The organism is Pseudoalteromonas sp. BSi20495 (assembly GCF_000241185.1).
Classification (GTDB): domain Bacteria; phylum Pseudomonadota; class Gammaproteobacteria; order Enterobacterales; family Alteromonadaceae; genus Pseudoalteromonas; species Pseudoalteromonas fuliginea.
On record NZ_BADY01000026.1, the window covers coordinates 106,080 to 119,221 of the forward strand.

At 39.4% G+C, this 13,142-nt stretch carries 11 protein-coding genes and 1 pseudogene; 9 read left to right on the top strand and 3 right to left on the bottom strand.

The features are described 5' to 3' along the window. Positions 1-13 precede the first annotated feature (13 nt). From P20495_RS15780 to P20495_RS15750, 7 genes are all read left to right on the top strand, one after another. Complete coding sequence (locus P20495_RS15780; protein WP_007377202.1) at positions 14-652, top strand: ATP-binding cassette domain-containing protein; 639 nt, start codon at positions 14-16, stop codon at positions 650-652. 32 nt (positions 653-684) lie between these two features. Further along, positions 685-1,365, top strand: a complete 681-nt coding sequence (locus tag P20495_RS15775; RefSeq protein ID WP_008134508.1) for a CDP-alcohol phosphatidyltransferase family protein — start codon at positions 685-687, stop codon at positions 1,363-1,365. After that, positions 1,358-2,149, top strand: coding sequence for a sterol desaturase family protein (locus P20495_RS15770; RefSeq protein ID WP_008134509.1), 792 nt, complete (start codon positions 1,358-1,360; stop codon positions 2,147-2,149). Before P20495_RS15775 ends, P20495_RS15770 begins: the two co-directional genes overlap by 8 nt. 276 nt (positions 2,150-2,425) lie before the next feature. Then, positions 2,426-3,133, top strand: coding sequence for a hypothetical protein (locus P20495_RS15765; RefSeq protein ID WP_007377199.1), 708 nt, complete (start codon positions 2,426-2,428; stop codon positions 3,131-3,133). A 25-nt stretch (positions 3,134-3,158) separates the two neighbouring features. Further along, the gene (locus tag P20495_RS15760; RefSeq protein WP_008134510.1) at positions 3,159-4,130 is read left to right on the top strand and encodes a hypothetical protein; all 972 of its coding nucleotides are present in this window, start codon (positions 3,159-3,161) and stop codon (positions 4,128-4,130) included. A gap of 222 nt (positions 4,131-4,352) precedes the next feature. Then, positions 4,353-6,479: a glycoside hydrolase family 16 protein gene (locus P20495_RS15755; RefSeq protein WP_008134511.1), complete on the top strand. Its 2,127-nt coding sequence runs from the start codon at positions 4,353-4,355 to the stop codon at positions 6,477-6,479. 242 nt (positions 6,480-6,721) lie between these two features. After that, positions 6,722-9,655, top strand: coding sequence for a TonB-dependent receptor (locus P20495_RS15750; protein ID WP_008134513.1), 2,934 nt, complete (start codon positions 6,722-6,724; stop codon positions 9,653-9,655). 245 nt (positions 9,656-9,900) lie between these two features. Here P20495_RS15750 and P20495_RS15745 read toward each other — a convergent pair whose 3' ends face one another. Further along, positions 9,901-10,659: an SDR family NAD(P)-dependent oxidoreductase gene (locus P20495_RS15745; protein WP_007377195.1), complete on the bottom strand. Its 759-nt coding sequence runs from the start codon at positions 10,657-10,659 to the stop codon at positions 9,901-9,903. Between the two features lie 130 nt (positions 10,660-10,789). On the opposite strand from P20495_RS15745, the gene P20495_RS15740 reads away from it, so the two are divergent. Together P20495_RS15740 and P20495_RS22420 are read left to right on the top strand one after the other, a co-directional pair. Further along, positions 10,790-11,692 (top strand): LysR family transcriptional regulator, encoded by a 903-nt coding sequence (locus tag P20495_RS15740; protein WP_008134514.1) that lies wholly within the window; start codon positions 10,790-10,792, stop codon positions 11,690-11,692. 62 nt (positions 11,693-11,754) lie between these two features. After that, positions 11,755-11,928: pseudogene (locus P20495_RS22420) on the top strand (IS110 family transposase); the annotation flags it as partial. Positions 11,929-11,967: 39 nt separating this feature from the next. Here the strand turns inward: P20495_RS22420 and P20495_RS15735 are convergent. Then, a complete protein-coding gene (locus tag P20495_RS15735; RefSeq protein ID WP_007377192.1) occupies positions 11,968-12,777 on the bottom strand; it encodes an SDR family oxidoreductase in 810 nt (269 codons plus the stop codon). A gap of 60 nt (positions 12,778-12,837) precedes the next feature. Then, a partial coding sequence (locus P20495_RS21265; RefSeq protein WP_242401460.1) for a MerR family transcriptional regulator occupies positions 12,838-13,142 on the bottom strand: 305 nt, incomplete at its 5' end.

Sequence of the window (13,142 nt, forward strand, 5' to 3'; positions counted from 1 at the left end):
TTAAGGTTTTTTAATGCAGTCATCGTTACAGATTAAAAATTGTCAGCTTTATCGCCAAAATGAGCTGCTACTTAGCTTAAACGAGCAAGTTAATGGCGGTGAAATTCTGACTATTATGGGCCCATCAGGCAGTGGTAAATCAAGCTTATTAAATTGGCTTACGGGTACTTTACCAAGTAGCTTTAAGGCCAATGGAGAGGTATGGCTTAATGGTCAAAATATCGATAACACCCCTCCACACTTGCGCCATATTGGAGTGCTTTATCAAGACGCTTTATTGTTTTCACATTTAACTGTTGCTGGTAACATTGCCTTTGCAATGCCTAAAGGTAATAAAAAACAACGCCTTGAAAAAATAGCACACGCACTTGAGCAAGTAGGTCTTAAAGACATGGGTAATCGACACCCCGATAACTTATCGGGCGGGCAGCAAGCCCGTGTTGCATTATTACGTATGCTGCTGAGCGAACCTAAAGCCATTTTACTCGACGAACCCTTTAGCAAACTCGACACCCAACTGCGTATTGATACACGCGAACTCGTGTTTAGCCAAATACGCGATCATAAGCTACCTGCAATTATGGTAACTCATGACCATAGCGACGCCGACGCTGCAAATGGCAAACTCATTACTTTAAATAGCGCACTTTAATTCGTGGCTTTAATACGCATAAGGCAACAAACATGCTAGACAAATTTATCACCCCTGTAATTAAGCCACTTTTAACACCTGTAGTTATGCTTATGCATAAACGCGGCATAACTGCCGATCAGCTAACCGTGGTTGGCTTTTTAGTTGGCTTATTAGCCGTGCCATTACTGGCATTTGAAATGTGGTACGAGGCATTAGTTGCCATTGCTTTAAATCGAATTTTAGATGGACTTGATGGCGCATTAGCACGTTATGCAAACCAAAGTTCAAGCGCAGGTGGCTTTTTAGATATCACACTCGACTTTTTATTTTACGCGGCTATTCCGCTTGGCTTTATTTTGGCAAACCCTGAGCAAAACGCGATAGCGGGATCGTTATTACTTGCCACTTTTATTGGTACGGGCTCAAGCTTTTTAGCTTTTGCGATTGCCGCCGAAAAATTTAAACTCGAAAAACCGCAATTTAAATATAAAAGCTTTTACTACTTAAACGGCTTAACCGAAGGCACTGAAACAATAGCGCTATTTATTGCATTTTGTATTTGGCCGCAGCACTTTGCGGTTATGGCGAGCATTTTTGCTATTGCGTGTGGCATAACTATTTTTACCCGTATACATGGCGGTTATCACACGCTTAAGCAACAAGAAGCCGATGCTAACAAAGCAGCTGAAAACGTGCCTAACAGTGCAAATTCTGAGGTAATAAATGACTAATGAAGTATGGTGGCGACTCGGCTGCTTTTTTAGCATTTTAATTATAATGATGCTGCTTGAATGGCAAAAGCCAGCTCGCCAAGCACCTATTAAAAGCAGTACACGTTGGTTTGCTAATTTTGGGTTAGTGTTTGCCTCGTCGCTTATTGCACGCTTAGTTGTACCCATTGGGTTAACCGCTGTTGCACTTTACAATCAAGAGCACGGCATTGGCTTATTTAATCAAATAGCCCTACCAAGCAGTTTAATTATTATATTGAGCATACTTTTACTCGATATATTAATTTATTGGCAGCATAGATTATTTCATCAAGTGCCTATTTTATGGCGCTTGCACCGCGTTCACCACGCCGATGCGCATGTTGATACAAGTACGGGCTTGCGCTTTCACCCTATCGAAATTGTACTGAGCATACTTATAAAACTCATTGCAGTAACAGCTCTTGGCGTACCTGCTATTGCGGTACTTATTTTTGAAATAGCACTTAATGGTTTAGCACTATTTAATCATGCAAATATACGCCTACCTAATGCCATTGAAAAACCACTGCGTTTAATATTAATGACGCAAATATTGCATCGAATTCACCATAGCCAAGTGGTTAGTGAAACTAACTCAAACTATGGTTTTAGTGTAATTTGGTGGGATAAATTATTTGGTAGCTACAAAGATAAAGCAAAAAAAGCCGACGCAGATATAAATATTGGCTTAAAAGAATACCCAAGCCAAAAGCAAAATGCCTCATTGTGGGGTTTATTGATCATGCCATTTAAAAATAAGTGAGCTCTACTTAATAATCAACAAATAAACGATTGCACCCTACAATCGAATTAAAATGACTTTACTAAACATATTATTGAATAAAAAGGCAAATAATGGCAACACTCATATTTTATTAGGGCTATAAAATATTAAAATTCAACCTTCTAAAACGAACGTAATAAAGTGTAATAATTATTATTGCTAAATAGAACTACTCTTATCGAACCTGATGTATTGAGCAACGATTGCTCACTTTGGTACTTAGAACTTTAATTTATTATATTGGAGATAAGAGCTATGAGTACAATTACTTGGAATGACGGACGTTCTATTCAACTTACAGGTGGCGATACAGCGCAGTGCGAAAACCTAAAGGCAGGACAGCTTTACGCTGTATTTTTATATAATGCTTCAGGGGAAGACCAAAATATCCCAGTGACCGTAAATATAGGTAACGGCCACCCCCCTAAGACTGTCAATGTCCCAGGAACAACAGGAAATAATGGTCTAGCGGCTTTAGCCCTTATTTCAGGAAACGATACACAAACCGCTAATGTGTCGATTGTGAGCCATCAAAGTGGTGCAAAAATTGATGCATGGATCGGTAGTGTTGGTATGCCAACCAATACATCAGGCATCGAAAACATGCAATTACCATTCAATGGTGAGCTGCAACAATTTAATAAACGCGCTAGATACTACGCAGTACCGGAGTCACGTTGGTATCAGTTGACGCTCAATAGTCCACAAACTCAATTTATCTCTGTTCAGTTTTCAGAGAACCATGCAAAAGTATTTATAAATAACCCTGTGGGCGACCCAAGTAATATAATCGTACCTACAGGTACTGTAGCTGAAGGTTCAAGCTATGAAGTTGTTAAACCACAAGGGCAACCACAAACGATCACTTACCAAGGCCAAGGTAATGGTCAGCAAAAAGTATGGATGAATGCTGATAGTCAGCAAAATTCGTCTGACTCAACCATAGTTGCTCAGTACATTTAAGTTAGCTTTAATGTAACAGGAGTCGATGAATAATATGAAATTTAAAACATCTTCTCCTGAACCATTACACAGTAATCAAAAACTTAAAGCACGAAGAACGTTTATTAAACTTTCCTTAAGCTTATTTACATCTACCCTCATTCCCTCTTTTTATAGCAAGGCAATAAGTAACCCAGAAAATTCAAATAGCTGGAGTATAGGAGAGAGAGTAGAGCTCTGTGAAGGACAAACTATAACCTGTACTTCTTTATTTCCTAAACGTATTTACTGTGTACTTATATACAATACGTCCAAAAATGACAGAAACGTTTTCCTAGATGTAAATTGGAGTAATCAGCAAGCGCCAAAAAAAATGACAATTCCAGGCTCAGAAAACAAACAAGGCGATGCATCACTAATTTTAGTTTCAGGTAACGATACATCGACAATTTCGCTGTCGATTACCAGTGGTAACGGTGGACAAATAGAGTGTTTTTTAATCAGCACGGCAATAGAATCTCCTAGCCCGAATCTACCTATTCGACATATTGTTACAGGCGGAAAACGATATATAGTTGAAAAATACCAACACTATCTTGGCCTTATTAATAGAGGTTGGTATCACCTAACATTAGAAAATAAAATTTCCCAGTCAGTTGTTTTACAAATTCAGCACCATCAGGTCATAATTTACATACTAAACCCTACTCAAACTCCACTATTTAATATCACCAGTGTAGGAAGTATTACTAAAAACAAAGACTACCTTATTCAACGCGCCGATTTTGAGGGCCAACCACAACGTATTGAAGTGCTTATTCAAGGGAATGAGGAAACAATAATGTGGGTTGGCGCTTCTAGTAAACAAGCTCTGAACAATACAACTTTAGCTCTGCAAGCGCTGTCTATAACAAGAGTATTGTCTAGGGAAGAGCCCAGTACAGTAAAAAGAAAAGCTTTGCAGTGTTATAGCGATAAAAACAAGGTTTATAGTGGGCCTTGGGTTAACCAACAATGATATTCATTAATCTCAGTTCAAGTTAATTAGATTTTTTGCATAGGCCTTACCGTAAACTAATTGTAAATAAATTAGACAAATAAGTTGACCAATTCGTCACTCCACAATATCATTTGTAAGCGCTTACAAAACACAACCTAAAATGTAAGCGCTTACAACATGAAAAACAAAGCTCAAAAAACAATTAATCTGACAATAATCTGTTGAAACCGGGGTTCAGTTATGAACATTGAAACAACGCACATTACACGTTTACTTACCGCTATCTCTTTAGTTACGTTAGCTGGCTGTGGTGGCGACTCTGCCACTAAATCAAATTTTGAAAATGTAGATGCCTCTGAGCCAGTATCAGATTGGCAAATGGTTTGGAGCGACGAGTTTGAAGGCTCAGCCATTGATACAAACAAATGGAACTATGAATTAAACTGCAATGGCGGTGGTAACAACGAGAAACAGTGTTACACCGACAGCGAGCAAAATGCATTTATTGCAGACGGTGTGTTAAACATTGTTGCCCTACCCGCTGAAGAAGGTGCAGAAAAACCTTACACTTCAGCGCGCTTAAATACGCGTTACAACGCCGACTTTACATATGGTCGCTTTGAAGTGCGCGCCAAACTTCCATCAGGACAAGGTAGCTGGCCAGCATTTTGGATGCTGCCAACAGATGAAGTTTACGGCACTTGGCCTCGTTCTGGTGAAATAGATGTTTTAGAATCAGTAAACCTTAAAACACCGGATGAAGATGGCGGGATAGAGTCTAGTATCCACGGCACCCTTCATTACGGACGCGCGTGGCCAGATAACAGCTACACAGGGCAAGAATACAAATTCCCTGAAGATACTAATCCAGCAGATGATTTCCACACGTATGCTGTTGAATGGCAAGAAGGTGAAATTCGCTGGTACGTAGATGGCTACCTTTATGCAACTCAGCGTCAATCTGAGGTTTTATATAATTCCAAAAATGAGCCTGCGGGCTTAAAACATCGAGGTTGGTTTGCAGAATACTTTGAACAAGGTTCTGGCGAACTTACAACGCATTGGGATAGCGCACCATTTGATAAAGACTTTCACTTATTGCTAAACCTAGCAGTAGGCGGCGACTGGCCTGAAAACGTTAATGATTTAGGTGTAGACGCTAGCGCATTTGAAAACGGTCAAACCTTTGCTATTGATTACGTGCGTGTTTATCAATGTGCATCAGATCCTGATACAGGTAAAGGCTGTGAAACCGTGCGTCCAGGTTACGATAGCCTAGACGATGCCTTACTTGAGGGTGAGGCACCAGTTCCTATAGCTGGAGGAGTTACTCCATTAACCATATTTGGTGATTCTTTTAATATTAATTGGCCTGCATGGGATTGTTGCGGAGGTTCAACTCCTGCAATAGTTGTTGATGAACAGCAAGGTAATACTGTTGAATTTAGTGTTGGTGAAAACCCAACGGTAAACGGCTTTATTTCAAGAACTGAGAATATTACTGATGAGTCAGGTGTTGCCTCTCCATTTGATGCAACGCCACTTCTAGCAGAAGGATACTTTCAATTTAAGATGAAAGTAATGAGTGCTCCAGCGGACCCAAACTCTACCTGGGTTATAAAGCTTGAAAGCGCAGGAGATGCCCCTACTGCAGCCGAATTGCCTATTACCCAAAGCGTTGAAGGTATTGCGCCTGTTGTAGGCCAATGGCAAATATACACATTTAAATTATCGGATCTTGTTGCAGCAAACTTAGATATTAGTGCTATTGATGTAGTTATGATTTTCCCTGCATGGGGCACTGGTAACGGTGCTGTTTATAGAGTTGATGATGTAAAAATAACTCAAGATTTCCCAGAACTTGATGTGTTCTCTGATACCCAAAATCTTGATTGGCCAATGTGGGACTGCTGTAGCGGCTCTACGCCAGTGGAAGCAATGGATGATGAACAACATGGTATAACTGCAGAGTTTACAATAAACGATACGCCTACTGTAATGGGCTTTAATAGCCGTACATCTGTTGGCGGGAGCGGCGAAGCATTTGATGCAAGCGCTATCATAACGGTTGGTCAAATTACATTCGATATGAAAGTAACAAGTATGCCAAGCACACCCGATGCTCCATGGTTTTTCAAAGTTGAGTCAAACGAAGGTGATTCTGCTGTAGAGCTTGCACTTACTGAAAGTGTTGAAGGCATTGCCCCTGTTTTAAACGAATGGCAAACATATACTTATACGCTTTCTGATTTATCAGCTGCCGGTTTAGATGTAAGTGCAATAGATGTATTAATGATTTTTCCTAATTGGGGCCAAGGGGCTGGCGCAACATATCGTGTTGATAATGTGACAGTTTCAAACCCATAATTAAGATTTCACTGACAAAAATTTAGGTGTTTATACCAATTGCATTAAACAAGAGACCTATTATAGCGCTAAGAAAATAGCACAATAACAAGGCGAAAATTGTGACATATAGTTGTTCTATATAAATAATTTTTAACGCAGTTAGTGAGTTATTTAATGCGATAGAATGATCATATTTTTAATAAAATTGGTATTACACAGCACCTTCACTCTTGAACAACATTTTATAAAGCAGAGCTATTATGAACACATTCAATTTTAAAAAGAGCCAACTTGCGGCTTCTGTGTCTCTCATCATTGCTGCGAGCACATTAAACACAGCTATTGCGGCAGAAGCACAAACAAACGTTTCACCTGATGTAGAAGTTATTGAAGTAAAAGGTATTCGTGGTTCACTTATTCGTTCTATGGATATGAAACGCGACTCTTCTGGCATTGTAGATGCCATTTCATCTGAAGAAATGGGTAAATTCCCAGATACCAACTTAGCAGAATCATTACAACGTATTACCGGTGTATCGGTTAGTCGCGCAAACGGTGAAGGTAGCCAAATTACAGTACGTGGTTTTGGTCCTGAGTTTAACTTAATTACCTTAAATGGTCGCCAAATGCCGGGCACAGGTTATACACGTTCGTATAACCTTGAAAACATCGCCTCTGAAGGCGTAAGTGCGCTTGAAGTATTTAAAACAGCACGTGCAGACGTACCAAGCGGTGGTTTAGGTGCAACGGTAAATATTTCTACTGCACGCCCTTTTCAAAAGCCGGGTCAAAACTTTTCAGCAACCGTTAAAGCAAACCACGACTCGTCAAACGAAGCTGGCGATGACGTAACACCAGAGTTTTCTACTGTTTACAGCAATACTTTTGTAGATGACACTTTTGGTTTTGGTTTTTCATTTTCGCACCAAGAGCGTGACTTTCAAAAACAAAGTGCCAATATTCAAGGCTGGCAGGCAAACGTAGACTTACCTGAATTAGATAGCAGCAACGTAGTCGATAACCGCACAGACCCTGCAGGTAACTACTACTTCCCTAAAGATATGAACTACTCTATTGAAGATGTAGAACGTGAACGTACAAACGGACAAGTTACCTTTCAATACGCACCGGTAGATGGCTTTGTAGCAACACTTGATTACACTGCAAGTAAAGCTGTAACAGGTTCTCAGAGTATTGGTTGGGGTATTTGGAACGACTTTGGTAGCAATATTAATGGCTACGAACTAGATGAAAATGGTACAGCTGTTTATGCTGATATTAGCGGTAACGATGCGTCATTCACAGCCAATAAAGGTACTACAGAAGTAAAAGCACGCTCACTTGGTTTAAACCTAGATTGGGAAATTAACGACACATGGCACGTAGAGCTTGATTACCACGACTCTAAAAATGAGACTGACAACGGCGCCGATGACGGGCTAGGCAGTACCGGCCAAGTGATTTTGGGCTCAGATCAGCTTGCTAATAAAATTTACGATTACCGCACAGGCGATATTCCAAGTGCTCAAGTTAACTGGTTAAACGGCACAAGCGAACTAACATCAGGCGAAATTGACTCAAACTTTAGTCAGTTTACTCACTCACCGGGTGAGTCAAACATTGAACAGTTACAACTACATACTACGTGGTATAACGAAAGCTACGACATTGGTTTAGTTAAAGTTAAATTTGGCGCATCACGTACTGAGCAAAACACTGGTGGTTACACCGCGTGGAGTGGTTTAGTAGGTGGCCCTGGTTTTAACCCGTCGTATACAGAAATATTCCCAGATAGCATGTTTACCCGTCACGATACATCGGGTCTTTTAGATCAATTTGCTGGCGGCGGTAGCGACTTACAACCTAATTACTACTACACGTATGACTTTGATGAAGCTGTTGCACGCCAAATTGCTTATTTAACAGCAGATGTAACAGGCTCAGATGCATACGCAGCTAATGCCTATATGGATGGTATTGACAGCGAAAGTTACGTAGAAGAAATCACTAATAGCTTTTATGTTCAATCAAGCTGGGAATTTGACGTAAGTAACTACTACGTAAAAGTAAATGCAGGCCTACGCTATGAGCAAACAGACGTAACCAGTACTGTACGTCAACGCGTTGAAGATCAAGTTAATTGGATCAGCGCTTCTGAGTGGATCATGCAATACGCTGCTGGCGGCGATGATAACTTCTTAGAGCAACAAGGTGATTACGATGTTTTACTGCCTTCAATCGACGTAAGTGTTGATTTAACTGAAGACGTAGTAGCCCGCGTATCTTGGGGTAAAACAATGTCGCGTGCACCACTAGGTAATTTAGCCGGTGGCCGCAGCTTAACAGGCAGCCCAAAACCAGGTTCTCGCACAGGTAGTCAAGGTAATACAAACTTATTGCCATTTGAATCAACAAACCTTGATTTATCATTTGAGTATTACTACGCAGAAGGCAGCTACGCGTCTGTTGGTTACTTTAAAAAAGATGTTGATAACTTTATTCAAACCACCATTACGCAAACCACTATTGATGGCTTGTACGATGTTTTAAACGGCCCTCGTTACTTACAAGCCGTAAGCGATATTGAATCACGTGGCGAGCAAGCAACAACCGACGCTATTTTTGCACAAATGATTGCCAGCGGTTACGGCAATGCAAATGGCGTTATTGAGCCAAACAGCGACGATCCGCTAATTACATGGAATATTAGCCAACCACAAAACACCGACAGTAAATCGGTAGATGGTTTTGAAGTAGCTGTTCAACACTTAATTGGTGAAACCGGTTTTGGTGTTGGTGTTAACGCGACGTTTGTAGATGGCGACGTTGAATTTGATAGCGAAAGCCTTGATCAACAAGCACCACTTACAGGCTTAAGTGACTCAGCTAACTTCCAAGGCTTTTACGAAAAAGACGGCCTATCAGTTAAAATTACTTATGCATGGCGCGACTCATACCTAATTGGTGTAGGCCAAGCGCAAGGTTCAGCTGATGCGCCTCCGCAATATGCTAAAGCGTATGGCCAATGGGATATGAGCGTTAACTACGATGTAAACGAAAACGTAACGGTATTTTTTGATGGCATAAACTTAAATAATGCAACCGAAGAAGGTTACGGACGTTACGAAGAGCAGTTCTTATTTGCTAATCAATACGGTCCTCGTTACTCAATTGGTGCTCGTTACACGTTCTAACTAAATTTCCTTTAGTAAAAAATGCAAAAAAACCGCTCACCGAGCGGTTTTTTATTGTCTAAAGTCATAATTTTTTAATAAGTGATACCAATCTGTTTATATATGGGGACTATTTAACGTTAAGAAAATTACGCTAGAGCTGGGCAAAAATTTTTGTACATAGTTGTTCTAAAGAAAAATTTAGACGACGCTATAGTGAAATTTAATTCACTAAATTGCTCAAAGATTCATGCCGGTTGGTATGATTACATATACATACCGCCCGATACCTCAAGTCGTTGGCCTGTCATCCAACGGTTTTCGTCCGCTAATAAGTTAGCAATCATAGGCCCTATATCGTCTGTTACACCAACTCTGCCCATTGCCGTTTGTGATGTAATAAACGCATTTACTTCATCGTTATCACGAACGACGCCATTACCAAAGTCGGTTTCAATTGCACCAGGGGCTACAACATTTACCGTAATATTTTTAGGTGCAAGTTCTTGAGCTAAATACCTTGTCATTACTTCTATTGCACCTTTGGTCATTGCATAAGTAATATGACCGGGTAATGAAAAACGCGTTAAACCACTTGATAAATTAATAATACGACCACCGTTTTTTATAAAGGGCAACAATGTTTGGGTAACAAAAAATACTCCCCTTAAGTTAATATTTATTAACGTATCAAAAGTTGATTCACTTGTGTCTGCAAAACTGCTAGTAAGCCCCACCCCTGCATTATTAATTAAGTAATCAAACTCACTTTGTTGCCAATGAGTCTGCAGGACATTTTGTAGTTGTTGTGCAAAATCCTCAAAGCCGAGCATATCACTTACATCTAATTGCAATGCAACCGCTTTAGAGCCTAGCTCCTGTACTTGCTTTACAACCTCTTTTGCTTCTTTTTCATGACGACGGTAAGTAAAAATGCAATCGATATTTTGCTTTGCAAGGCAAAGCACCGTGCTTTTACCAAGCCCACGATTACCACCGGTGATCACTGCAATTCGTTTGTTCATTGTTATATCCTGTTGAAAATAAAAGCGGGGAGTTAAATAACTTCCAAGCCAGTATATTTTTTCAAGCAACAAAGATAAACAGGCTGAAAAGAGTTACACTGTTCAAAATAAACGAACAATAAACAGTGTTATGAAAGACCTAAACGCAATACGTATTTTTATTAAAGTAGCGCAACTCAGTAGTTTTTCTAAAGCAGCAACAAGCTTAAATCTTCCTAAGTCAAGTGTATCGCAAGCAGTAACCATGCTTGAAAGTACATTAAATACGCGTTTATTACACCGTACTACACGCACTGTAAATATGACTTCAGACGGTGAGCTATTTTATCAACGTGCACTAGGAATTATCAGCGACGCTGACGATTTAAAAAATTTATTTGTAAGTGAGGATAAAGGTTTAACAGGCCGAATACGTGTAGATATGCCACAAGCTGTTAGTCGAGATACCATCATTCCAAACTTAAGTTCGTTTTTAAAAATGCACCCAAATCTTGAAATAGAACTTGGCAGCTCCGATAGACGAGTAGATGTCATTAAAGAAGGATTTGATTGCGTAGTAAGAGTGGGCGAACTTACCGACTCATCGTTAATTGCACGACGTTTGGGCAGCTTTAAAGTTTTAAATTGCGTAAGCCGTTATTATGTAAAAAATCATGGTTTACCTAAAACTCTTAACGATTTAAAAAATCATTACATTGTTCGCTACAGTCAAACACTTGGTATCCCTGATCCGGGTTTCGAATATTTAGATAGCAATAATCAATTGCAATCAATAACGATGAAAAGCCAGCTTACTGTTAACTCCTCAGAGGCATATTTAAGCGCAGTACTGAGTGGTTTCGGGCTTATTCAATCACCTATTCACGGTATAAGTAAATACCTTGAATCTGGCGAACTTATACAAGTTTTGCCTCAATACGCGATGCCCGACCTACCAATCAATATTTTGTACCCAAATAGGCACCATCTACCCAAGCGCGTAAGTGCATTTATGCTTTGGCTTGAAGAACAATTGAGCGTCTTTACAAAGTAATAATCTGTGCGTTATTCATTTTGCTGCCAACTATCGTTACTTAGCCACGATAGTTGGCAGCAAGAAGTAAAGGAAAACCCCATAATAGCATCATCAGAACATTAGCATTTAAGTGGATACGAATACTGTTTAGGTGTTTAAAAACACATACGCCCTACGATAAATCAACTTACTTAACTGTATTGAAAAGCAAGGGTTCACCACTATTAAAATTTGCGGTGGAAAGTGAGTTTTAGTGCTTGCTGTCCACCTCAAGGCATGTCCTTATATGAACCTTAAACTAAGCTTTTTCCCAGTACATTGTCCTTAAACATGCTAACAACTATTTTGACTGTCCTTTTACGTGAAAATAATCGAGGTATTAAAGAGACTACGTAATTAATCTTACCCGATACTGTATACATTCTATTTTTTTCGTAAGCCGCGAGCGCAGATTTAACTACCTTGCTTGCAGGAGCCAAGTTCATATTGGATGTATCAGCATTAGCATTTTCCATAAAACGAGACTCTGTAGTACCGGGGCACAAGGCCATGACGCGAATATTCTTATCTAATAATTCTCCGGTAAGAGCCTCTGAAAAACTTAATACAAAAGCTTTAGATGCACCATAAACAGTCTGGTATGGTAAAGGTTGAAAAGAACCAATAGATGCTACATTAATAATTCCGCCGCTATTTTTATTTACCATTGCAGGCAAACATAAATGAGTAAGTTCAACTAATGCATTAACATTTAACATCAACATTTTATGATAAGTTTCAAAACTCTCACCAGAAAACTCACAAAATTTTCCAAAACCAGCATTATTAATCAAATAATCAACTGACAAGCCTAAATCATTTATTTGTTCAAATAATTTTTTAGGGCCATTTAGTTCACTTAAATCGGCGGGAATAGTTTTAATCCAAATGTTCCTATGTTCACGCTCTAACTCTTGCGCTAAACTTATTAGATCGCTATGCGTTCTGGCTGTTAGGATTAAATTAGCTCCTTTGCTAGCGAGTTGTTTAGCAAACTCTTTGCCGATGCCTGAAGATGCGCCCGTAATTAATATATTTGTGTTTTCTAAATTCAGCTTTTTCACTATAAATCATCCTATGAGTTAATTATCAGTTAACTGTAAGCCTTTCCCTTGAGGGGAAGGTCAAGTGAATTCTTTAACTAAATCTATTTTAAATTGCTTCAAATTCTCATTTTTCAGCAAAATCTCGTCAATCTCTCGTTTTAAAAGTGATATTTTTTTATCTATAAGTAGGTGAATCAAATCAATAGGAAGTTTCTTTTCCTCCGTTTTTTTAGACACTATATCCTTGATTTCACCGAGGCTAAACCCAAGGGTTTTAGCACGACAAATCATACTTATAACCATAACATCATGATTACTATAAATACGGTAGCTACCTTTTCTATTTGGAAGCGTTATCAAACCAATTGACTCATAGTACCGAA

What these genes read in the sequence shown, in the direction of transcription:
- P20495_RS15775 (WP_008134508.1), top strand. Translation starts at nt 685, where the DNA reads ATGCTAGACAAATTTATCACCCCTGTAATTAAGCCACTTTTAACACCT.
- P20495_RS15760 (WP_008134510.1), top strand. Translation starts at nt 3,159, where the DNA reads ATGAATAATATGAAATTTAAAACATCTTCTCCTGAACCATTACACAGT.
- P20495_RS15750 (WP_008134513.1), top strand. Translation starts at nt 6,722, where the DNA reads ATGAACACATTCAATTTTAAAAAGAGCCAACTTGCGGCTTCTGTGTCT.
- P20495_RS15755 (WP_008134511.1), top strand. Translation starts at nt 4,353, where the DNA reads ATGAACATTGAAACAACGCACATTACACGTTTACTTACCGCTATCTCT.
- P20495_RS15770 (WP_008134509.1), top strand. Translation starts at nt 1,358, where the DNA reads ATGACTAATGAAGTATGGTGGCGACTCGGCTGCTTTTTTAGCATTTTA.
- P20495_RS15765 (WP_007377199.1), top strand. Translation starts at nt 2,426, where the DNA reads ATGAGTACAATTACTTGGAATGACGGACGTTCTATTCAACTTACAGGT.
- P20495_RS15740 (WP_008134514.1), top strand. Translation starts at nt 10,790, where the DNA reads ATGAAAGACCTAAACGCAATACGTATTTTTATTAAAGTAGCGCAACTC.
- P20495_RS15745 (WP_007377195.1), bottom strand. Translation starts at nt 10,659, where the DNA reads ATGAACAAACGAATTGCAGTGATCACCGGTGGTAATCGTGGGCTTGGT.
- P20495_RS15780 (WP_007377202.1), top strand. Translation starts at nt 14, where the DNA reads ATGCAGTCATCGTTACAGATTAAAAATTGTCAGCTTTATCGCCAAAAT.